Genomic DNA, 22,627 nt, shown 5'->3' on the forward strand with positions numbered 1-22,627 from the left:
AGCCGCTTCCCGGTCTATCCAGTCAGGCGGCGCTGCGGGCGCAGCGCTGCCCATCATACATTAAATGTTGCTGTCGACGAAAGCGGTCAACTGGCCCTTGGCCATGGCGCCCACTTTTTGAGCAGCTGCAGCACCATCCTTGAACAGGATCAGGGTCGGGATGCCGCGGATGCCGAACTTGGCAGGTACCGCCTGGTTGGCGTCCACGTCCATCTTGGCGATCACGATGCGGCCGGCGTATTCCTTGGCCACTTCTTCCAGGATCGGGGCGATGGCCTTGCAGGGACCGCACCATTCTGCCCAGAAGTCGACCAGTACTGGCAACTCGGATTTCAGGACGTCTGCTTCAAAAGATGCATCGCTAATGTGTTTGATATTTTCGCTCATATTTTCCTCAAATGAGGGTGGGATCAATAATGCCTGGAATTCACCATACGCTGGTTCGCCATCCATGCTTCCTGGAATGCAGTGAGAAGATGGGGGCAATGGGCACAAATTCAATGTTCTTGGAAGGTGCGACCAGAGGTATGCAGGCGGGGATGGCTGAAATAATAACCCATTTTTTCAAAGCGTGGCGATTATTGCAGAAAAACTTGAGGCATATCGCCCCTGCGCCTGCCGCCAGGGCGGCAAAGCCGCATGCCTGCTGGCTTGCGGCGCCGTGTCCGCTCTCCCGGCCTGGCTGCGCGCTCAGGCTTGCGCGCCGGCCTGACGCGCCGTGTGCTGCAGCTGCAAGTTCACCATCAGCTGCAGTTCCGCGCTTTCCATCGGCTTGCGGAAGGTGCCTAATATATGCAGGCCGTTGGCCATGGCCAGGCGTTCGGCCGCCAGGCGCACGGCCGAATGCAGTCCCGACAGCAGGACTACGCCGCCGCGAAAACCGTTTTCAGCCGCCATGCGCAAAAATTCGATGCCGTCGATGTCGGGCATGGACAGGTCGCAGATCAGCAGGTCGGGCTGGTGCTGCTTCAGAGTGGCCAGCGCCTGTTCGCTGTGCGACTCGCAGCGGATGTCGAACGGGCCCATTTGCTCGAGCATGTCGCTGAGCACGTCGAGCATGAACACGTCGTCGTCCAGCAGCAATACGCGCAATGGCGCCAGGCCTGCTTCGCTGTGTTCACGGCTTGCTTGGTTTGATACAGTAGTCATCGTCCTGTCTTCCTATTGATATGCTGCATCGCTGTCGATGCCGATACCTTGCCTTAACGGAATTTGGCGGTAGCTAATCGTCATTGGCAAAGCTGGTGTTATTCATGATTTGTTCGGTAATTTGTTCCAGCAGGGGCCACAGGCGCGCGACGATGTGCCGGGCCCGCTCCGCCTCGTCGGCCGCTTCGCCCGGCGCCAGGGTTTCCAGGTTGTGGCACAGCTCGGCCAGTCCCAGGGCCCCCACGGTGCGCGCCGACGACTTGATGCGGTGTCCCAGTTCGCGCACCTGGTGCACGTCGCCGCGCGCCAGGGCCGCATCGATGTCGCCAAAGCCGTCCTGCGTCGTCTGCAGGAACTTGAAGGCGAATTTGCGCACCTTTTCCGGGTTATAACCGAGCAGCTTGGCCAGGATCGACAGGTCGATCACCTGCGGGTCGCCCGCCAGCGTGGTCTTGAAGGCGGGCGCGGCGCGGCTGCGCGCCGGTGGTGGCGGCGTGTCGCGCGCCGGCAGCCAGCTGGCGATGGTCTGGTACATCATGGCCGGCTGGATGGGCTTGGAAATGAAATCGTCCATGCCCGCGTCCAGGCAGCGCACGCGGTCTTCGCTGGTGGCCGTGGCCGTCATGGCCAGCACGCGCAGGTGCGCCAGCTGCGGGTCGGCGCGGATGTGGCGCGTTGCCTGCAAGCCATCCATCAGCGGCATCTGCACGTCCATCAGCACGCAGTCGAACTGGGTCTGGCGCAGCAGGTCGAGCGCTTCCTCGCCATTGTTGGCCAGGCAGACGGAGGCGCCCGCTTCTTCCAGCAATTCCAGTGCCACCTGCTGATTAAACGTGTTGTCTTCCACCAGCAGAATGCGCGCATGCTTGAGCGTGCGCATCACCAGGGCCGCGTCGGCGCTGGCGCGCATGGCCGCCGCCGTCTGCACCATGCTGTCGAGCATGGCGGGCGCCGCCTGGTCGGAAATGCCCAGGTTGGCCGTGAACCAGAAGGTGCTGCCGGCGCCGGGACGGCTGTCGACGCCCACGTCGCCGCCCATCAGCTGGGCCAGCTGCTTGCAGATGGCCAGGCCCAGGCCCGTGCCGCCATATTCGCGCGTGGTGGACGTGTCAGCCTGCTGGAAGGACTGGAACAGCTTGCTCATTTCATCCTGCGACAGGCCGATGCCGTGGTCGCATACTTCAAAGCGCACCAGGCAGTGCCTGGCGTCCGCCACCACCTTGCGCACTTTCACGGTGATGCTGCCCTGTTCGCTGAACTTGATGGCGTTATTGGCGTAGTTGATCAGCACTTGTCCCAGGCGCAGCGGGTCGCCCACGAGCACGGCCGGTAATTGCGGGTCGATTTCAAACAGCAACTCCAGGTTCTTGCCGGCGGCGCGCGGCGCCACCACTGTCATCAGCGTTTGCACGACGTGGTCGAAACTGAAGTTGACGCGCTCGATCTCCAGCTTGCCCGCCTCGATCTTCGAAATGTCGAGAATGTCGTCGATGATGCCCAGCAAGTGTTCGCCGGCAAAACGGATTTTTTCCAGGTAATCGCGCTGGCGCGGTTCCAGGTCCGTTTTCAGGGCCAGATACGCCATGCCGATCACGCCATTCATCGGCGTGCGGATTTCATGGCTCATGTTGGCCAGGAATTGCCCCTTCGCCAGGCTCGCTTCTTCGGCCACCTGCTTGGCCTGGTCCAGCTGCTCCGTGCGCTGCGCCACGCGCTCTTCCAGATGTTCATTGAGTTCGCGCAAGGCACTCTCGCTGCGCTTGTGATACGTGATGTCCGTCAGGCTGGCCACCACCATGCCCACCTTGCCGTATTCATCGCGGATGGCCTCGGTATTTACGGACAGCCACGACAGGCTGCCGTCGGGCTGTTGCACGCCCATCAGCACGTCGCGCATGGCGACACCCGTCGACAGGGTGATGTGCACGGGATGGCTGCGCTGGTCGAAGGGGGAACCGTCTTCGTGGATCGCTTGCCACAGGCTGTTGCCGGCTGGACTGGCCGCCAGCATGCGCTCGGCAGCGGCATTGCTTTCCAGTATGTGGCCGTGGCTGTCCTGCACCACCAGCCCGTTCGTCACGGCGCCGAACACGGACGCCATGCGCTGGCTCGAGTTCGACAGGGCGATCGACGCCTGGCGCCGCTCCGTGATGTCGGTGATCATCGCCAGGGTGCCGCCCGGCTCGCCGTTGTCCGACTGGATGCTGGTGCTCGACAGCAAGCCCCACAGGCTCGACTGATCCTTGCGGAAGAAGCGGAAATCGACCTGATCCGGCTGGCTGGCGGCACTGCCGTGGCTGGCCAGGCGGCGCTGCATCAGCAGCTGGCTGTCGCGGTCCATGAAGTCGAGCAGGGGACGGCCCAGCATTTCCTGCACCGTGTAGCCGAGCATGTGCGCCATCTTCGGGTTGACGAAGGTGGTCTTGCCGTCCGCATCCGTCATCCAGATGCCTTCGGCGGCCGTCTGCACGATCAGGCGGTAGCGTTCGGAACTGGCGTGCAGCGCTTCCTCGGCGCGTTGCCGCTGCGTCATGTCGCGCAGCGAGACGATGGAAAATACTTGCCCGGCCATGCGCAGCGGCGACAGGCTGACCTTGGCCGGGAAGTGCGTGCCATCGCGGCGGCGCGCCATCATCACCCGGCCCGGCAGGCTGTGCCGCGCTTGCGGGTCGCCCACGGAGTGGTTGGCCGTGCTTTCCGGTACCAATTGCTCCAACGACATGCCCGTCAATTCGGCCAGCGGATAGCCGAAGCAGCGCGCGCCGATCTGGTTGGCGTAGTGCACCTTGCCTTCGACGTCGGCCACCAGCATGGCTTCGGGCGCCGCTTCCAGCATCGAGCGCATGCGCGATTGCTCATCCTGTTTGCGTTCGCTGATATCGCAGACGATGCCGCTGGCCTGCGTGGCGGCGCCATCCGAGGCGCGTGTCAGCACGGCGCCGCGCGCCAGCAGCCAGCGCCAGTGGCCGTCGCTGTGGCGCAAGCGGAATTCGCAATTGAAGGTGCCGGGCGCCTGGCCATCCAGATGCTGGCGAAAGGCCAGGCTCAGGCGCGCGCGGTCGTCGCGGTGCACTTCGGCCAGCCACTCGTCCAGTGCATGGTCGAGCCTGGCGCTTTTGTCGCCCAGCACGTCCTGGTACTGGGGCGCGAACTGCAGCCGGTCGGCCTGTCGTCGCCAGGTCCAGCCAGCCATGGCCGCGCCGCGCAAGGCTTGCCCGGCGTCCTGTTCGGCCAGGGCATGCGCGGGCAGCAGCAGGCGGCGCAACTGTTGCCGCAGCCGCCAGGCTTGCCAGCAAGCCACTCCCGCCAGGGCGGTGGCGCTGGCGGCAGCGTAAGGCCATAGCAGTGTTGGCGCCATGCCGTGTACCGCCGCCTGCACCGGCAAGGAAAGCGTCATGCCTGCCGCCAGCATCGTATGAGCGAGACGACGCAGCGCAGGGCGCCGTCGGCGTGATGCGCTGAAACTCGTGTGGCTGCAATACGACAAATGCATCCCTTTCTGGAGCATGATGGAACTGGGCTGACAGTGCATGATGCGCGCTCAAATAAACGCCTGCGGCGCTTTCTGGCGGCAACTATAGCATCGAATATTTGCTCGGGGTATTTAAGTTCTGAAACAGCCAAAACGGGATTTTTTTTGCCCCGGAATGGCTGTTTTTTTCGCGATTTGGTGAGAATCTGAGAGAAAGTCGGCGCGAAATCGTGCTACGGAATCAGCGATCTGTAGAACGCCTGATAAAACCGTAGCGAGCGGCAGCGATTTGTGGCCGAGAAGCGCAACCGTGCTTGAGCACGGTGAGCATCACAGGCCGCAAAGCGCGACGCGCAGTAGGTTTTTTCAGGTGTTCTCAGGTGAAACTTCCGGCAAACTGATATCGGTGTCCGGGATGCCACATGGTGGCGATCGAGGCGATCTTGCCGCCCGAGCGCGTCTGGCGGCGCAGGACCAGGCACGCCTGTTTCGTGTCGATGGCCAGCATTTCCGCGATGTCGCGCGGTGCCGACAGCGCTTCGATGCTGTAGGTGGCGCCTTGCAGGGGCGCGGCGGCCATCAGGTATTCGTTCGGCGTGATGCTGGAAAAATCCTGCGTCATGTAGTCTGGTGCGCACTCGGGGTTGACCCAGCGGTCTTCCACTTGGATCGGCACGCCGTTTTCAAAATGCACGATCAGCGAGTGGAAGAGCGGGTGTTCCGGCGGCAGGCCGAATTGCTTGGCCAGCAAATCCGAGGCTTTCGTACGTTCCAGCAATTGCAGGCTGCTGCGGTGGATATGTCCGCGCGCCCGCACTTCATCGGCGATACTCTTGATTTCCAACAAGGTCGCCTGGTATTTTTGCTGCGCCACATAGGTGCCGGAACCCTGGCGCCGCGTCAGCACCTGTTCGCTGGTCAGTTCGCGCACGGCGCGGTTGACCGTCATGCGCGAGACGCCGAATTGTTTCACGAGGGCTTGCTCGGAGGGAATCACGTCGCCTTCCTTCCAGCGTCCGGCGGCGATGCCGGCCAGCAGAAAATCCTTGATGCGCTGGAAAATGGGCGTATTTTCCTGGGTAGTATGATCGTCCAATGCGGTTTCTCCGGGGCGCGGGCAGGGCGCGCCGCCGGCTGGAGGCGCGATGGCCGATTTTAGCACCGAGCAAGGCAGGCGCCGCCAGCCTTTTTTGAATTCAAAAGCAAGCGCCGGAGTGTGGCGCGCGCGGGTGCTGGCTATGCTGGTGACTTATTATTGATTTGCACGGAGTTCGCCATGGAACACGCTTACCTGACTGACGATGAACGCTGGGACGCCCTGCAGCGGCGCGCGCCCGATGCCGACGGCGTCTTTTATTACTCGGTGCGCACGACGGGCGTGTATTGCCGCCCTTCCTGCGCGGCGCGTCCCGCCTTGCGCCGCAACGTGGCTTTTCACGCCACGTGCGAGCAGGCGGAGGCGGCCGGTTTCCGCCCCTGCCTGCGCTGCAAGCCGAACTTGCCGCCGCTGGCCCAGCGCCAGGCGGCCATCGTGGCCGACATCTGCCGTTTGATCGACGCCAGCGACGAGCTGCCCGACCTGGACGCGCTGGCGCAGGCGGCCGGCATGAGCCGCTTTCACTTTCACCGCGTCTTCAAGGCGCACACGGGCATCACGCCGAAAGCCTACGCGGCGGCGCGGCGCGGCGAGCGCCTCAAGGCCGGCTTGCAGGGGGCGGCGAACGTCACGGAAACGTTATATGCGGCCGGCTTCAATTCCAGCGGCCGCCTGTATGCCGCCACGCCCGGCTTGCTGGGCATGACGCCGGGCGCGTTTCGCGCCGGCGGCAGCGGGGCCGTGATCCGCTTTGCCATCGGCGCCTGCTCGCTGGGCGCCATCCTCGTGGCCAGCACGGACAAGGGCATCTGCGCCATTTTGATCGACGACGACCCGGAAGTGCTGCTGCGCGACTTGCAGGATCGCTTTCCGCAAGCCGAGCTGCGCGGCGCCGAGCCTGATTATGAACAGACGGTGGCGCAGGTGGTGGGCCTGGTCGAGGCGCCGGGCCTGGGACTGGACTTGCCGCTGGACGTGCGCGGCACCGTGTTCCAGCAGCGCGTGTGGCAAGCCTTGCGCGAAATTCCCGCCGGCAGCACCGTCAGCTATGCCGAGCTGGCGCGCCGCATCGGCGCGCCGAAAGGCGCGCGCGCCGTGGCGGGCGCCTGCGCCGCCAATGCCCTGGCCGTCGCCATCCCCTGCCACAGGGTGGTGCGCAACGATGGCGCCTTGTCCGGTTACCGCTGGGGCGTGGAACGCAAGCAGGCGCTGCTGGAACGCGAGGGCGAACGGTGAGGGCGCTCGATTGGCGGCAGATCGAGGATGAGCTGAATCAATACGGCTGCGCCGTCGTGCCGGGCTTGCTCAATCCCGCGCAGTGCGCGGCGCTGGCAGCGCAGTATGACGATGCGTCGCGCTTTCGCAGCCGTGTGGTGATGCAGCGCCATGGCTTTGGACAGGGCGAGTACCAGTATTGGGCGCATCCGCTGCCCGATGTGGTGGCCGGCCTGCGCGAACAGCTGTACGGACCGCTGGCGGCGATTGCCAACCGCTGGCACGCCAGCATGGGTCTGGAGACGCGCTTTCCCTCCAGCCACGCCGATTTCCTCGCGCGCTGCCATGCGGCGGGGCAAACGCGGCCCACGCCCTTGCTGCTGCGCTACCGCGAAGGCGATTACAACTGCCTGCACCAGGACCTGTATGGCGAGCACGTGTTTCCGCTGCAGCTGGCCGTGCTGCTGTCGCGCCCGCAGGACGATTTCACGGGCGGCGAATTCGTGCTGACGGAGCAGCGCCCGCGCATGCAGTCGCGTGCCGAAGTCGTGCCCTTGATGCAGGGCGACGCCGTGATCTTTCCCGTGGCGCAACGCCCCGTCAACGGCGCGCGCGGCAGTTACCGCGTCAACATGCGCCATGGCGTGTCGCGCCTGCGTTCGGGCTTGCGCCACACCCTGGGCATCATTTTTCATGATGCGAGCTGAACGGTAGGTGCGGCGCTTGAGTTTCCGCAATTACATGGCATGATGGCTACTCCTTGTCACTCTTTCATTTCTGCCATGTCCGCGTTGCTCCGCCTGTTGTGCCTGTTGACGATCTTCCTGCTGCCCGCAGCCCATGCGGACGAGGGCGCATCCTCGCTCGTTGCGGAAGCCGCGACCGCCATCGCGCCGTCACAGGCCGCCGCCGTCAAGACGGCGCCATTGATGTTTGCCAACCGCAAGGTATTCGTCTTCCGCGCCGCGCTGGCCGGCTATCCGCCCGATGAACGGGCCATCGGCGCGCAGCGCCGCCTGGAAAGCGTGCTGGCGAAAAACGGTCCCTTGCAGGCGAGCACGCGCATGATTCCAGAAGGCACGCAAGTGCTGCTCGACGGCGTGCAGCTGTTCGTCGTCGTGCCTGGCGACGTCAACTTGCTGGCCGGTGACACGACGGAAAGCGTGGCGAAAACGGCCGCCGGCGAGTTGAGCAAGGCCGTGTTTGACTATCGCGAACAGGGCAGTTGGCGCTACCTGGCGATCGCCGCCGCCGTGTGCGCGGCCGCCACGCTCGTGTTCTGGCTGGTGTGGATGGGCTTGACGCGCTTGTACCGCTGGGCCAAGCGCCGCAGCGGCATCCTGCTCGCTTCGCGCCTGCGCGACGTGCGCCTGAAAAATGTGCGCGTGCTCGACGCCGAACACTACATCGCCTTCGCGTATCAACTGCTCAGCGCCGTGCTGTGGGGCTTGCGTCTGATGGCCACGTATCTGTGGGCCGCCTTCGTGCTGGGCCGTTTGCCCTACACGCGCTCCTGGGGCGAAAGTCTGAGCGGCTACCTGTTCGACGTGGCGGCCGACGTCTTCCACGCCATCATCGGTGCCTTGCCGGGGCTGGTGCTGGTGTGCGTGATCTTCGCCATCGCGCGCCTGATCGCCGCCACGGCCGCCTCGCTGTTCAAGCGCGTGGAAAGCGGCGAATTGCAGATCGGCTGGCTCGACAAGGACACGGCCCTGCCTACGCGCCGCATCGCCAGCGTGGTGATCTGGCTGTTCGCGCTGGCCATGGCGTATCCGTATCTGCCCGGCTCGCACACGGCCGCTTTCCAGGGGCTGTCCGTGCTGGTGGGCTTGATGGTGTCGATCGGCGCGTCGAGCATCGTGGGCCAGGGCGCCAGCGGCCTGATCCTGATGTACACGCGCGCCCTGCGCAAGGGCGAATATGTGCGCGTGGGTGACTGCGAGGGCACGGTGGTCGAGTTGGGCATGTTCGAGACGCGCCTGCGCACGGGCCTGGGCGAGGAGGTCGCCTTGCCGAACGCCTGGGTGATGTCGCAAACGACCAAGAATTATTCGCGCGCCCAGCCCGGCGGCGGCTTCGTGCTCGACTCCACCGTCACCATCGGCTACGCCACGCCGTGGCGGCAAGTGCACGCCATGCTGGAACTGGCCGCGTCGCGCACGACGGAACTGTCGACCACGCCGAAACCGTACGTGATGCAGCTGGCCTTGCAAGATTACTACGTGCAATACCGCCTCGTCGCCTACGCCAGCGCCGAAGTCCCCCGCCAACGCGCCGAAGTGCTGAACCGCTTGCACCAGAACATCATCGACGTCTTCAACGAGTTCGACGTGCAGATCACCTCGCCGCACTACATCGACGACCCGAAAGAGTCGCAGGTGGTGCCGCCCGGTGAATGGTTCAGGGCGCCGGCGAAGCGGGGGGAGGAATCGATTGAGGTGGTTCCGCCCAAGTCTTGAACGCGAGGCGTGGTCTGTGCGTGACGGATGCAATGGCACGCGCTATCTTGGTTTTTCCTCGGGAGCGCAGGTATTCTTGCCATTTGTCAGCTGAATCACTTGGAATCCCCCGGCGGGTGCCGTGAGCAGGCAGAAATCTGCCGAGTAGCGCGAAGTGGGATCGGACGCGGATGGCGGCCTTCCCAGGAAGGATACGCCATACACTTTTCCCGCCACCAGCGGCGCGGCAGCGCTGCTCTCTGCCCCCTCGGGAGCCTTGCCATAGCGCACGCATCCCTTGTTTGGCAGACGATAGCTGGGATCGCCAAACGAGGCATTCGGAAACATGACCGTCCATACATCTTTCCAGCCATTCGGCCCAGGCGTGCTGATCGTCAGCATCTTCAGGCTGACTGGCCCCCTTGAGCGTTCCTCTTCGCTGGCAATTTTGAAGCAGGGAAGGCCAGCCTCCGTCATGACGGCGGCAGTGCCCATGCGCGACCACGCCGAGGCATTGATGCTCGTCAAGGCGGCAAGCAGGAATAACAGTGTGTGACGATATGGCATGGCGATCCTTGCACTATCTGATGAGCGAATGCTCTGGGCAACTATCCTGTTTCCACGCTGGCGTGTCGCTGCCAATGGCGATGATTTTTCGTTCACCAGTGGCCGTGGCTACTATGCAAAACTTTCCCATGTAGCCATAGGTACCAATAGGCTCTTGTGGCAGATGGGCATTATTGGCCTTTTTGTGCTGGGGTGTCTGCCGGGCAAATTTCGTCTATCCAGGCCTGCATATCGCGCTTGATGGGAATGACCTGTTGACCACCGTTAGCTGTCGTGATGAGACAGAATTTCCCTTTATAGCCACGGGTTGAGTCAGACGGGTCATCCGGCCTGCCATTCAAGAAGACGCTGTACATCCTGCCTGTTTTCAACATCGTCGCGGCAGTCGATTCGGCTTCTGCTGGTACTTGGCCATACAAATAGCAGGTTTTTGCATGCATGGGTAGGGTCGTCGCTCCATAGAGAATGAAGGACCAGACCTCTACAGGCGGCTTTATGGAGATGTCGTAAACCATGAGTGCGCCCAGCATTGGCGTTCCATTGCGGCGTTCTTCTTTTTTTGAAATGGTAAAGCATGGTATGCCTTTGAATGAGCTAATCTCGGCTTCGGCCATGCGGGACCACGCCGAGGCATCCATGCTCGTCAAGGTCGCCAGCAGACAAAGAATAAGGTGGCGATGATTCATGGCATGCCTTGCGTTATCGGGAAGAATTTCTGGCTGGGCACGTATCATCCATCCAGGCCTGTGTATCGCTTTTGATGACGACGAGGCTTGGCTTGGCAGAGACCTGCTGTATGAGACAGAACTTTGCCACATATCCATAGGTAGGATCGGCAGGATCGGCTGGCCTGCCATTCAGAAATACCTCGTACACCCTGCCGGTCTTCAATTCAGGCGCGGGCGCAGCGTCGGCATGTGCCGGAATATTCCCATAGGTAATGCAATTTGTTGAAGACAGCGGAATTTTCTTACTGTCCGTCATGAGAAACCCCCATATTTCCGTCGTTGGCTTGACCGTCACGTCGGACACGCTCAAGGCGCCGAGGAAGGGCTGGCCGTTGCGCCTCTCTTCCTGTTTGGAAATGCTAAAGCAGGGCACGCCATTGATCGAGGTAACTTCGGCATCGGCCATGCGTGAGCGCGCGTAGCCGTTCATACTTGAGAGCGCGAGTAGTATGAACAGTGTTGGATTGATGCTAACGGGGTGTTGGGCAGACTTCATCGATCCAGGCCTGCATGTCGCTGTTGATGGGGATGACTTGCTGACCGCCAGAGGCCGTAGTTCTCACGCAGAATTTTCCTTGGTAACCATAGGTTGGATCGGACGGATCTTTAGGGCTGCCATTCAGGAACACATGATAAAAATGCCCGGGTATCAGTTTTTCAGCGCGTATGCCCGTCGCGCCGGTAGGCAGGTTTCCATAGCGGATGCATGTGCTGGCACGGATGGGTAACGCCATGTCTGGCGGTAGGGAGAATCCCCATACTTCTTTTACTGGTTGCACGGACATGTCTGAAACCATGAGTGCGCCAAGAAATGGCAGGCCATTGCGCGTCTCTTCCTTTTTTGTAATCGAGAAGCAGGGTATGCCCTGCGCCGACTGGATAACTGCTTCTGCCATGCGGGAATATGCCCATGTGTCAGGGAATATCGAATATAGGCTCATGGTCAATATCGTTGCCAGGCAAGTTTTTCGGGCTCTTACGGTCGTTAAAAAAATCATTGAGTACCTTTTTAAACAGTTCTCCGGAGTTTTTATACCGCTGTTGGCGCATGGCGCGAGTGGTAGTTAAAAACCTCAGCACAAAGTAGTCCGCCAATAAATCACCTTGCGCTTCCATGTCATGGCTGGATAATTTCTGATTGGGGAGCAAGGTATATTTGTAGTCCAGCCCCAGGCGAATGGCTCCCCGCAGTTTTACTGAATATCCGAGTTGGTACTGCCAAACATGAACCATTTCGTGCATAAACCAGTGTTTCAGACTATCTTTTTCTTTGGAAAAGTCCTCTTTGTAATCCGACTCATGAAAGTAAATCTCCCCATCCGGCGTCATGGCCACATCCTTCGGTTGCAAGCCGAACCATAGATACGGCTCCCCATGCACCTTGACCTTGCCGTAGTCGATCGCATCCTGGAACAGCATCCACGCCATGTCGATCTCGCCCTTGGTCAGCGGGCGAACCTTGTCTTTCACTTTGACCTGTTTGACGGACGAACCGACGTCCTTGTCGGTCGTCTTGATGCCATCGAGCTGGACGAGCTTGACGGCTGGCGCCGCGTGTTTGGGCGCGGCGGCGCAGCATGGTGATTTTTCCGCGAGCGGCAGGAATTCGGCCTGGGTAATTTGCTCTTCCCGCTTGCTGGCGATGCGCCCCGTGCGTCCCTTCGCATCCGTCGTGCCCGTCCACGTTTCGCCATTGCTCAAGGTGAGCCGGTAGTCGGCGTGCGCCAGCGGCACCTTGTTTTGCGAGATGAATTCCAGCTGTTCGTCGTAGCCGCAGCACCAGCATTCGTCGGGCTGGCCGGCCAGGCGGTGCAGTTCGCAGCCGCTTGTCGCGTTGCGTAGGGTGGCGCCCAGCACGGGCTGGCCGTCGGCGCTGAAGGTGACGATCATGCTGTCGAAGCGCGCGCCCAGGCTTTTCTTTTGATGGGCCACGAGCTTGAAGAACACGTCGCACGCGGTGGTGCTGATGACATGGTGCCTGGCCATGGAACCTCCGCGATAAAACGCCAGCGTAGGCCAGCGGCGGCGGGGAGGTATTGACTGGGCGCAAGGCTTGGGCGCTTGCGTTAAGATGCCGGGCGTCGCAAGATACAACGAACAGAAAGAGAACCATGTCCAGCGCACCCCATACTGAAGCATCGCAAGCCGCCCGCAGCCTGGCCGCCGCCCTGATCGGCGACCCGTTTTACCGCGCCGTCACGGTGGCCTGCGGCGACGACGAAACGGCACGGCTGGCCATGCTGGAAGCGTATTTTGCGCTGGCGCTGACCGAGGGCGAGCAGGCGGGCCGCGTCGACCTGGCCGATGCGGTAGGCAATGGCGCCGCCATCTGGACGACGGATGCGCCGGCAGCCCAGCGTCAGGCCGCCTACGCGCAGCGCGAAGCAGCCTTGCGCGTGCTGCTGGGAGAGCAGGGCTACGCGCATTTCACGGCCATCGTCGAGAACATGGAGCACGCGCTGGCGCCGCATGGTCTGCAGGACGCGTGGTATCTTTCGATCGCCGGTATCGCGCCGGACGCACAGAGCAGGGGATTGGGTGCATCCGTGCTGGCGCCTGGCCTGGCCGCCGTCGATGCGGCGGGCGCCGCGTGCTTCCTGGAGACCTACAATGAACGCAGCCTGCCGTTTTATGCCCGGATGGGCTTTGTGGTGGCGGGGCGTTACGCGGAAGCCGTCACGGGCTGCGATTACTGGCTGATGGTAAGGCCGCCGCACGCTGCCTGATTGACCATTTTGCCAATTTCTATACACTCGTCTTTTCACTCATTTATTAAAAGACCTGGAGATGGAAATGCCGACCCCGCAACTGCGCCGCACCCTGCTAGTTCTCGCCTGCCTGGGCACCTTGGGCCAGGCCCATGCCGACACGGTCATCAACAATGCCAACGGCTACACGCTCGACGCGCATGGCAAGGTGGTGCGCTTCACGGCGCTGGCCTTTGACGACGCTGGAAAACTCCTTGCCGTCGGCAGCGCCGCGCAGGTGAAGCGCAAGGCGGCCAAGGGCGCCCTGCACGTCGACGTGCGGGGAAAAACCGTGTTGCCCGGCCTGATCGACGCGCACGGCCACGTGTTCGGCCTGGGGACGATCGCCAGCGGCGTGATGCTGTACGGTTCGTCGTCGCTGCCGGCCGCCGTGCAGGCCGTGGGCGACTTCGCCCGCGCGCATCCCGAGCGCGGCTGGATCGTCGGCAGCGGCTGGAACCAGGAAATCTGGAAGCTGGGCCGCTTTCCCACGGCCGCAGAACTCGATGCGGTGGAAAGCGCGCGGCCAGTGTGGCTGCGCCGGGTCGATGGCCACGCGGGCTGGGCCAACAGCCGCGCGCTGGCGCTGGCCGGCATCACGCGCGCCACGCAAGACCCGGCCGGCGGCAAGATAGTCCGCGATGCGGACGGCAACGCCACCGGCGTGCTGGTCGACAGCGCCATGGACTTGATGGATGCCGTGCTGCCCAAGCCGGGCGACGTGGAAAACCGCGCCGCCCTCGATGGCGCGCTGTCGCAGCTGTCGCAGGCGGGCCTGACCAGCGTGCACGATGCGGGCATCGGCCAGATGCAGGACCGGCTGTTCCGCGACTATGCGGACCACGGAAAATTGACGGTGCGCGTCTACGGCATGATTGCCGATACCACGGAAGACTTCGACGCATTGTCAAAAAGCGGCCCATTAAAAAGCTATGCGCGCGACATGTACGCCTTGCGCGCCGTCAAACTGCTGTCCGACGGGGCCCTGGGCAGCCGCGGCGCGGCCCTGCTGGCGCCGTACAGCGACGATCCTTCTACCAGCGGCCTGCTGTTCTACAAGGACGACGCCATGCGCGCGAAGATGGAAAAAGCCATGCGCGCCGGCTACCAGGTGAACGTGCACGCCATCGGCGACGCGGGCAACCATCAAATCCTCGACGGCTATGAAGCCTTGATCGCGCAAAACCATAGCGTGGGCCTGCGCCACCGCATGGAGCACGCGCAGGTGGTGCAATTGAGCGACATCCCCCGTTTCAAGAGTCTGGGCATCGTGCCGTCGATGCAGCCCACGCACGCCACGTCCGACCAGAACATGGCGGAGCAGCGCGTGGGCCACGAACGCATCAAGGGCGCGTATGCGTGGCGCACCTTCCTCAAGCAGGGTTCGCGCATCGCCTGCGGCTCCGACTTCCCCATCGAGTCGCCGAACCCGTTCGAGGGCATCCACGCGGCCGTTACGCGGCAAAACAGCGAAGGGTTCCCGGCCGGCGGCTGGTATCCGCAGCAAGCCATGACGGTCGCCGAGGCGCTGCGCTGCTTTACCCTCGACGCGGCCTGGGCGGCCCACCAGGAAAAGGTCATCGGCACGCTGGAAGCGGGCAAATGGGCGGACTTCATCGTCGTCAACCAGGACCTGTTCACCGTCAACCCCAAGGCCATCGGCAAGACGCAGGTGCTGCAGACGTGGGTGGCGGGCAAGCGCGTGTTCGAGAAAAAATGAGGGCCGGGGTCAGACCCGTCGGGTCTGACCCCAAAAGAAAACCTGTTGACTTGGTTGTATAGACAACCTATGCTGGGAGTACCAGAGCGGGCCAGGTACGCCCGCTCGCACCCTACGAGGAGACAGCATGAACAGCACAATGGACACCGATCCACGCTTTGATGCCAGCCGTACCATCCGCGCCCCGCGCGGCACGGTCATGGCTTGCAAGAGTTGGCAGGCCGAGGCGGCCTACCGCATGTTGCAAAACAACCTGGACCCGGAAGTGGCGGAAAATCCGCAGCACCTGGTCGTCTACGGCGGCATCGGCCGCGCGGCCCGCAACTGGGCCTGTTTCGACCAGATCCTCGCCTCGCTGCGCGAACTGGAAGACGACCAGACCCTCCTGATCCAGTCCGGCAAGCCGGTGGGCGTGTTCCAGACCCACGCGGACGCGCCGCGCGTGCTGATCGCCAATTCCAACCTGGTGCCGAAATGGGCGAATTGGGAACACTTCAACGAACTCGATCGCCAGGGCCTGTTCATGTACGGCCAGATGACGGCCGGCAGCTGGATTTACATCGGCACGCAGGGCATCGTGCAGGGCACGTATGAAACCTTCGCCGAGGCGGGCCGCCAGCATTTCGGCGGCGACTGGGGCGGGCGCTGGATCTTGACGGCGGGCCTGGGCGGCATGGGCGGCGCGCAGCCGCTGGCCGCCACCATGGCGGGCGCCGTCTCGCTCAATATCGAATGCCAGCAAAGCAGCATCGACTTCCGCCTGCGCACGCGCTACCTGGACAAGCAGGCGGCGAGCCTGGACGAAGCTTTGGCGCTGGTGAAATATCACACCGAACGCAAGGAAGCCATTTCCATTGGCCTCCTGGGCAACGCGGCCGAAGTGCTGCCGGAACTAGTGCGCCGCGCCAAGGCGGGCGGCCTGGTGCCGGACCTGGTGACGGACCAGACGTCCGCGCACGACCTGGTCAACGGCTACCTGCCGCGCGGCTGGAGCGTGTCGGACTGGAAGGCGGCGCAGCAAGACCCGCAGCGCCACGCGCGCCTGACGGTGGCCGCCGCCGATTCCTGCGCCGCCCACGTGCAGGCCATGCTCGATTTCCACGCCATGGGCGTGCACACCGTCGATTACGGCAACAACATCCGCCAGGTGGCGTTCGACCAGGGCGTGCAGAACGCCTTCGACTTCCCCGGTTTCGTGCCCGCGTATATCCGCCCGCAATTTTGCGAAGGGCGGGGGCCGTTCCGCTGGGTGGCCCTGTCGGGCGACCCGGAAGACATCTATAAAACGGATGCGAAGATCAAGGAGCTGTTCCCGCACCACAAGCAGGTGCACCACTGGCTGGACATGGCGCGCGAACGCATCGCCTTCCAGGGCCTGCCGGCGCGCATCTGCTGGCTGGGACTGGGCGAGCGCCACATCGCCGGCCTGGCCTTCAACGAGATGGTGCGCACGGGCGAGCTGAAGGCGCCCATCGTCATCGGCCGCGACCACCTGGACACGGGTTCCGTCGCCAGCCCGAACCGCGAGACGGAAAGCATGAAGGACGGCACGGACGCCGTCTCCGACTGGCCGCTGCTGAACGCCATGCTGAACACGGCCGGCGGCGCCACCTGGGTCTCGCTGCACCATGGCGGCGGCGTGGGAATGGGGTATTCTCAGCATGCGGGCATGGTCATCGTGGCCGACGGCACGGAAGGGGCGGCGAAACGCCTGGCCCGGGTGCTGGTCAACGACAGCGGCTCGGGCGTGATGCGCCATGCCGATGCCGGCTATGAAACCGCGGCCGCCTGCGCCAAGCGCAACGGCCTGATTCTTCCAATGCTTCCTTGAGACCTTGATGCGAATGACTATGACACAGCATGCCAAAAGTTGGACCCTGAAACCGGGCGCGATGACCCTGGGCGACCTGCGCGCCGTCTGGGCCGCGCCCGCCAAACTGATCCTCGCCGCCGAGGCCTATCCCGTCATTGAGGCGTCGGCCGGCGCAGTGCAGGCCATCGTCGCCAAGGGTGATGCGGCCTACGGCATCAACACGGGCTTCGGCCTGCTCGCCAAGACGCGCATCCCCGATGAAAAACTCGAGCAATTGCAGCGCAACCTGATCCTGTCGCATTCCGTCGGCACGGGAGAGCTGCTGTCGGACGCCGTCGTGCGCCTGATCATGCTGATGAAGATCGGCAGCCTGGCGCGCGGCTTTTCCGGCGTGCGCCCGCTGATCGTTGATACCTTGATCGCCCTGTACAACGCGGGCATCATGCCGGCCATTCCCGCCAAGGGCTCCGTCGGCGCCTCGGGCGACCTGGCGCCCCTGTCGCACATGACCCTGGCCATGCTGGGCGTGGGCGACGTGCGCGTCAACGGCGAATTGATGGCGGCGCCCGAAGCGCTGGCGCAGGCAGGCATCGCGCCCGTCGTGCTGGCGGCGAAAGAGGGCCTGGCGCTGATCAACGGCACGCAAGTGTCGAACGCGTTGGCGCTGCATGGCCTGTTCATGGCCGAGCGCCTGCTGGAAGCGGCCATGGTCACGGGCGCGCTGTCGCTGGACGCGGCCAAGGGCAGCGACTCGCCGTTCGACGCGCGCGTGCACGCCGTGCGGGGACAGCCGGGGCAGATACTGGCCGCGCAGATGTACCGCCAGCTGGTAGCCAACAGCGCGATCCGCGCTTCGCACCTGGAAGGCGACGAACGCGTGCAGGACCCGTACAGCCTGCGCTGCCAGCCGCAAGTCATGGGTGCCTGCCTCGATCTGATCGGCAACGTGGGCCGTACCCTGCTGATCGAAGCCAATGCCGTCACGGACAATCCGCTGATCTTCCAGGATGGCCCCAACGGGCAGGCGGAAATCGTCTCGGGCGGGAACTTCCATGCCGAGCCGGTGGCCTTTGCCGCCGACACCCTGGCGCTGGCGATCGCCGAAATCGGCGCGCTGGCCGAGCGCCGCATCGCGCTGCTGATCGACGCCACGTTGTCCGGCCTGCCACCGTTTCTCGTGCGCGACCCGGGCGTCAATTCCGGCTTCATGATCGCCCACGTGACGGCGGCCGCGCTGGCGTCGGAAAACAAGTCGCTCGCCCATCCAGCCAGCGTCGACAGCCTGCCCACGTCCGCGAACCAGGAAGACCACGTGAGCATGGCCACGTTCGCCGGGCGCCGCCTGGACGACATGGCGCACAACACGGCCGTCATCGTCGGCATCGAACTGCTGGCCGCCGCGCAGGGCATCGATTTCCACCGTCCGCTGAAAACCTCGCCGCACCTGGAACACGTGCACCACCAGCTGCGCCAGAAGGTGCCGTTCTTCGACGCCGACCGCTTCTTCGCGCCCGACATCGAGGCGGCCAAGCAGATGGTGCTGCAGGGCGAATTGAGCAGCACCTGCAAGAATTTGTTCGCCCCGCTGTACGCTTGAGCGGGCGCAAGGAGACAGGCATGGATTTCCGCTTCAACGAAGGCAGCATCCCGCTGCTCGTGTCGATGCCCCACGTGGGCACCGACATACCGGACGATATCGCCGCGCGCATGACGCCGCAGGCCCTGATCAAGGCCGACACGGACTGGCATTTGCGCGAGCTGTATGGTTTTTTGCAGGAGATGGACGCGTCCGTGCTGTCGGCGCGCTGGTCGCGCTACACCATCGACTTGAACCGCCCGCAGGAAGACACGAATCTGTACCCGGGCCAGGACACGACGGGCTTGCTGCCCAACGATACCTTCCACCGTGAGCCGCTGTACCTGGCCGGCAAGGAGCCCGATGCGGCTGACGTGCAGCGCCGGTTGCAGCGCTACTGGGCGCCGTACCACCAGCAGCTGCGCGCGGAACTGGACCGGCTGCTGCGCGTGCATGGCGCCGTGGTGCTGTGGGATGCCCATTCCATCGCCTCGCATGTGCCGCGCTTCTTCGACGGCAAGCTGCCCGACCTGAACTTCGGCACGGCCGATGGCGCCAGCTGCGATGCTGGCCTGACGTCCGCCGTGGTGGACATCGCGCGCGCGCAGGATGCATTTACAGTGGCCTTGAATGGCCGCTTCAAAGGCGGCCATATCACGCGCCATTACGGCCAGCCGGACAAGTGCGTGCATGCGATCCAGCTGGAGATGTGCCAGTGCCTGTACATGAATGAACCTGGCATGGACGAGGCGGCGCCATTCGGCTACCGGCCGGACCTGGCGGCCCGGGTGCAGCCGCTGCTGCGCCAGATGATGGAAGCGGCCGTGGCATGGGTGGCGCGTTGAGTACCTGTCTGTTCGCGCGCCACGCGCTGCTGCCGCAAGGCTGGCGCCGCGACGTGCTGCTGGAATGGGATGCGGCCGGCGACTTGACGCACGTCAAAGAGGGCGCTTCGCCGCCCGCCGGTGCCGAAGTGGCCGAGTATGTCTTGCCCGGCATGGTCAACCTGCATTCGCATGCGTTCCAGCGCGCGCTGGGCGGCATGACGGAGGTTGCGGGTGACGAGGTTAATCAGGTAGCGGACAGCTTCTGGACCTGGCGCGAGCTGATGTACCGCTTCGCGCGCCACATCACGCCGGAACAGATGGAAGCCATCGCCGCGCAGCTGTTTGCCGAATGCCTGCGCCATGGCTACACGTCCGTCTGCGAATTTCACTACCTGCAGCGCGATGCGGCTGGCGCCCTGTATGCGCGTCCCGCCGAAACGGCTGAACGGGTGCTGGCCGCGGCGCGCATCAGCGGCATCGGCATGACCATGCTGCCCGTGCTGTACAGCCATGCGGGCTTGGGCGCACAGCCCCTCAAACCCGAGCAGGCGCGCTTCCGCACGGGTGCGGACGATGTCTTGCGCATCGTCGAGGCGCTGGCGCCGCAGCGCGGCGGGCAGGTGGAAGTGGGCTTTGCTCCGCATTCGCTGCGCGCCGCCGGCGTGGTGCAGATCCGCGAAGTGGCGCAAGCGCTGCCCGCGGATCGCCCTATCCACATCCACATCGCCGAGCAGCAGGGCGAGGTGCGCCAGTGCCTGGATTACAGCGGCCGGCGCCCGGTGCAGTATTTGTACGACCAGGTCGACGTCGATGCGCGCTGGTGCCTCGTGCATGCCACGCATGTGCAGCCCGACGAGGTGGCGCGGATGGCCGCCAGCGGCGCTGTCGCGGGCCTGTGCCCGACGACGGAAGCGAACCTGGGCGATGGCCTGTTCCCGCTGGCCGAATTCATCGCCGCCGGCGGGCGTTTCGGCGTCGGCAGCGACAGCCACGTGTCGCAGTCGCCCGTGGAAGAATTGCGCTGGCTCGAATACGGCCAGCGCTTGCAGCGCCAGCAGCGCAATGTGGCCGCCACGCCGGAGCAGCGCCATGTGGGCGACTATCTGTGGCAGGCAGCCTTGCGGGGCGGAGCGCAGGCGGCCGGACGCAAGCTCGGTGCTTTGGCACCGGGCTGCCGCGCCGATGTGCTGGTGCTCGACGACGCGCATGTGAACCTGTGCGGCGTGGCCATCGCCGACGTGCTGGGCAGTTTTATCTTCTGCGGCAACGACAAGCTGGTGCGCGACGTGCTGTGCGGCGGCCAGTGGCAGGTGCGCGATGGGCGCCACGTGGCGCAGGACGCCATCGCCACCGCCTACAAGCGCACACTGGCGCAACTGAGGGCGCTCTGATGGCGACTTTCATCCCACAGGAATACCTGCGCGCCGCGCCGTGGAAAAACGGCGGCGGCAGCACGACGGAAATCGCCATTTCTCCGCCGGACGCCGGTTTCGACGATTTTGACTGGCGTATCAGCCTGGCGACGATCACGGCCAGCGGGCCGTTTTCCAGCTTTCCCGGCATTGACCGCAGCCTGATGCTGGTCGATGGCGACAGCGTGCAGCTGACGCTCGACGGCACGTGCAAGGTGGTTTTGAGCGCGGCGCAACCGATGCTGTGGTTTCCCGGCGAGGCCGCCGTGGAGGCGCAGGTCAAGGGGCCGACGACGGATTTCAATGTGATGACGCGGCGCGACCGCTGCCGCCATCAGCTGGAAAAAATCACGGCGCCGGGCAAGCTGGCGCGGCGCAGCGCGGCGACCCTGCTGTTTGTCGCCGGCGAAGGCCACGTGCTGGCGCGCGGTGGCGAGCAGCAGTTCGCGCTGGCCCGCCATGACGCGCTGCTGCTGGACGCCGACGACGCGCCGGACTGGCGGCTCGACGCCTTGCAGCGCACGGCCGTGTTCCGCGTCGACCTGTTCATCTAGGAGAGAAAAGCGATGCAAGACTGGGATATGGTCATCCACAACGTCCACCTGGCCACCATGGAACATGGCTATGGCGAACTGCTCGACGCGGCCATCGCCGTCAAGGATGGCCGCATCGCCTGGTTCGGTCCCGGCGACGAGTTGCCGGCCAGCGGCGCCGTGCTGATTGACGGCCAGGGCTGCTGGCTGACGCCCGGCCTGATCGACTGCCATACGCACATCGTCCATGCGGGCAACCGCAGCGACGAATTCGAGGCGCGCCTGAATGGTGCCAGCTATGAAGACATCAGCCGCGCCGGCGGCGGCATCATGTCCACCGTGCGCGCCACGCGCGCGGCCAGCGACGATGAATTGCTGCGGCAAAGCCTGCCCCGCGTGCTGGCGCTGCTGGCCGAGGGCGTGACGACGCTGGAAATCAAGTCCGGCTATGGCCTGGCTGCGGACAGCGAGGCGAAGATGCTGCGCGTGGCGCGCAGGATAGGCGAACAGCTGCCCGTATCCGTGCGCACCACGTTTCTCGGCGCGCACGCGCTGCCGCCCGAATACGCGGGACAGGCCGACGCGTATATCGAGCTGCTGTGCGCGCAGATGCTGCCCCGGCTGGCCGGCGATGGCCTGGTTGACGCCGTCGACGCGTTTTGCGAGCGCATCGGCTTTACGCTGGCGCAAACCGAAACGGTGTTCGAGGCGGCGCAGGCGCTGGGCCTGCCCGTCAAACTGCATGCGGAGCAGCTGTCGGATTTGGGCGGGGCGGCGCTGGTGGCCCGCTACGGCGGCCTGTCGGCCGACCACCTGGAATTCCTGTCGGACGAGGGCATCGCCGCCATGGCGCGGCATAGCACGGTGGCCGTGCTGCTGCCGGGCGCCTATTATTTTTTGCGCGAAGTACAGCAACCTCCCATCTCAGATTTGCGCGCGGCCGGCGTGCCGATGGCCGTGTCCACCGATTGCAATCCGGGCACGTCGCCGATGACGTCATTGCTGCTGGCGATGAACATGGCGTGCACCTTGTGGCGCTTGACGCCGCAGGAAGCGCTGGCCGGTGTTACGTGCCACGCGGCGCGCGCGCTTGGCTTGCAGCAGGAAACGGGCAGCCTGGCAGTGGGCAAGCGCGCCGATTTCGCCCTGTGGCGCATCGCGCGCCCGGCCGACCTGGCGTATGCGCTGGGCCTGAACCCGTGCGCGGGCGTGGTGTACGGCGGTGTCTGGCGCGCGCCGGTGGTAAGCTTGCCGGATTGATCATCCGTCCTGGAGCGCCGCGTGCGTGCTGCTTATTTGCCGTTTTACTTGCTGTTGTTACTAGTCTTCGCCGC

The 22,627-nt window shown here is 64.1% G+C and carries 20 protein-coding genes; 11 read left to right on the forward strand and 9 right to left on the reverse strand.

The window, feature by feature from the left end:
- Positions 1–60: 60 nt before the first annotated feature.
- From trxA to hutC, 4 genes are all read right to left on the reverse strand, one after another.
- Entirely contained in the window at positions 61–387 is a 327-nt protein-coding gene (gene trxA / locus IGS60_RS01315; protein ID WP_070224200.1) for a thioredoxin TrxA, read from the reverse strand.
- Between the two features lie 303 nt (positions 388–690).
- Positions 691–1,149 carry a response regulator gene (locus IGS60_RS01320; protein ID WP_070224201.1) on the reverse strand — a complete coding sequence of 153 codons (459 nt, stop codon included), beginning with the start codon at positions 1,147–1,149 and terminating at the stop codon, positions 691–693.
- A 73-nt stretch (positions 1,150–1,222) separates the two neighbouring features.
- The gene (locus IGS60_RS01325) at positions 1,223–4,546 is read right to left on the reverse strand and encodes a PAS domain-containing hybrid sensor histidine kinase/response regulator (RefSeq protein WP_230501924.1); all 3,324 of its coding nucleotides are present in this window, start codon (positions 4,544–4,546) and stop codon (positions 1,223–1,225) included.
- Between the two features lie 451 nt (positions 4,547–4,997).
- Positions 4,998–5,717 carry a histidine utilization repressor gene (hutC, locus tag IGS60_RS01330; RefSeq protein WP_070224202.1) on the reverse strand — a complete coding sequence of 240 codons (720 nt, stop codon included), beginning with the start codon at positions 5,715–5,717 and terminating at the stop codon, positions 4,998–5,000.
- A gap of 180 nt (positions 5,718–5,897) precedes the next feature.
- Here hutC and ada point away from each other — a divergent pair, with 180 nt between their 5' ends.
- The 3 genes from ada to IGS60_RS01345 all read left to right on the forward strand — a co-directional run bounded on the left by ada (position 5,898) and on the right by IGS60_RS01345 (position 9,391).
- Positions 5,898–6,953 (forward strand): bifunctional DNA-binding transcriptional regulator/O6-methylguanine-DNA methyltransferase Ada, encoded by a 1,056-nt coding sequence (gene ada, locus IGS60_RS01335; protein ID WP_230501926.1) that lies wholly within the window; start codon positions 5,898–5,900, stop codon positions 6,951–6,953.
- Positions 6,950–7,639, forward strand: coding sequence for a 2OG-Fe(II) oxygenase (locus IGS60_RS01340; RefSeq protein WP_230501928.1), 690 nt, complete (start codon positions 6,950–6,952; stop codon positions 7,637–7,639). The genes ada and IGS60_RS01340 overlap by 4 nt, the downstream gene beginning before the upstream one ends.
- A gap of 75 nt (positions 7,640–7,714) precedes the next feature.
- The gene (locus IGS60_RS01345; RefSeq protein ID WP_230501930.1) at positions 7,715–9,391 is read left to right on the forward strand and encodes a mechanosensitive ion channel family protein; all 1,677 of its coding nucleotides are present in this window, start codon (positions 7,715–7,717) and stop codon (positions 9,389–9,391) included.
- A gap of 42 nt (positions 9,392–9,433) precedes the next feature.
- On the opposite strand, the gene IGS60_RS01350 is transcribed toward IGS60_RS01345, so the two are convergent.
- From IGS60_RS01350 to IGS60_RS01370, 5 genes are all read right to left on the reverse strand, one after another.
- Complete coding sequence (locus IGS60_RS01350; protein ID WP_230501932.1) at positions 9,434–9,937, reverse strand: hypothetical protein; 504 nt, start codon at positions 9,935–9,937, stop codon at positions 9,434–9,436.
- A gap of 170 nt (positions 9,938–10,107) precedes the next feature.
- Entirely contained in the window at positions 10,108–10,623 is a 516-nt protein-coding gene (locus tag IGS60_RS01355; protein ID WP_230501934.1) for a hypothetical protein, read from the reverse strand.
- Between the two features lie 13 nt (positions 10,624–10,636).
- Positions 10,637–11,071 carry a hypothetical protein gene (locus tag IGS60_RS01360; protein ID WP_230501936.1) on the reverse strand — a complete coding sequence of 145 codons (435 nt, stop codon included), beginning with the start codon at positions 11,069–11,071 and terminating at the stop codon, positions 10,637–10,639.
- Positions 11,072–11,135: 64 nt separating this feature from the next.
- Positions 11,136–11,606 carry a hypothetical protein gene (locus tag IGS60_RS01365; protein WP_230501937.1) on the reverse strand — a complete coding sequence of 157 codons (471 nt, stop codon included), beginning with the start codon at positions 11,604–11,606 and terminating at the stop codon, positions 11,136–11,138.
- Positions 11,581–12,612 (reverse strand): hypothetical protein, encoded by a 1,032-nt coding sequence (locus IGS60_RS01370; RefSeq protein ID WP_230501938.1) that lies wholly within the window; start codon positions 12,610–12,612, stop codon positions 11,581–11,583. Before IGS60_RS01370 ends, IGS60_RS01365 begins: the two co-directional genes overlap by 26 nt.
- A 164-nt stretch (positions 12,613–12,776) precedes the next feature.
- On the opposite strand from IGS60_RS01370, the gene IGS60_RS01375 reads away from it, so the two are divergent.
- The 8 genes from IGS60_RS01375 to hutI all read left to right on the forward strand — a co-directional run bounded on the left by IGS60_RS01375 (position 12,777) and on the right by hutI (position 22,553).
- Complete coding sequence (locus IGS60_RS01375; RefSeq protein ID WP_230501940.1) at positions 12,777–13,391, forward strand: GNAT family N-acetyltransferase; 615 nt, start codon at positions 12,777–12,779, stop codon at positions 13,389–13,391.
- Between the two features lie 67 nt (positions 13,392–13,458).
- A complete protein-coding gene (locus IGS60_RS01380; RefSeq protein ID WP_230501942.1) occupies positions 13,459–15,132 on the forward strand; it encodes an amidohydrolase in 1,674 nt (557 codons plus the stop codon).
- A 127-nt stretch (positions 15,133–15,259) separates the two neighbouring features.
- On the forward strand, positions 15,260–16,963 hold the full coding sequence (gene hutU / locus IGS60_RS01385; RefSeq protein WP_230501944.1) for a urocanate hydratase: 1,704 nt from the start codon (positions 15,260–15,262) through the stop codon (positions 16,961–16,963).
- 19 nt (positions 16,964–16,982) lie between these two features.
- Positions 16,983–18,542 carry a histidine ammonia-lyase gene (hutH, locus tag IGS60_RS01390; protein WP_230501946.1) on the forward strand — a complete coding sequence of 520 codons (1,560 nt, stop codon included), beginning with the start codon at positions 16,983–16,985 and terminating at the stop codon, positions 18,540–18,542.
- A 20-nt stretch (positions 18,543–18,562) separates the two neighbouring features.
- Positions 18,563–19,366, forward strand: coding sequence for an N-formylglutamate deformylase (gene hutG, locus IGS60_RS01395; RefSeq protein WP_230501947.1), 804 nt, complete (start codon positions 18,563–18,565; stop codon positions 19,364–19,366).
- The gene (locus IGS60_RS01400) at positions 19,351–20,739 is read left to right on the forward strand and encodes a formimidoylglutamate deiminase (protein ID WP_230501949.1); all 1,389 of its coding nucleotides are present in this window, start codon (positions 19,351–19,353) and stop codon (positions 20,737–20,739) included. Before hutG ends, IGS60_RS01400 begins: the two co-directional genes overlap by 16 nt.
- On the forward strand, positions 20,739–21,314 hold the full coding sequence (locus IGS60_RS01405) for a HutD family protein (protein ID WP_230501951.1): 576 nt from the start codon (positions 20,739–20,741) through the stop codon (positions 21,312–21,314). Before IGS60_RS01400 ends, IGS60_RS01405 begins: the two co-directional genes overlap by 1 nt.
- Positions 21,315–21,326: 12 nt before the next feature.
- Positions 21,327–22,553 (forward strand): imidazolonepropionase, encoded by a 1,227-nt coding sequence (gene hutI / locus IGS60_RS01410; protein WP_230501954.1) that lies wholly within the window; start codon positions 21,327–21,329, stop codon positions 22,551–22,553.
- Positions 22,554–22,627: the final 74 nt, after the last annotated feature.

Source organism: Janthinobacterium sp. FW305-128 (assembly GCF_020858135.1).
GTDB lineage: Bacteria > Pseudomonadota > Gammaproteobacteria > Burkholderiales > Burkholderiaceae_D > Janthinobacterium.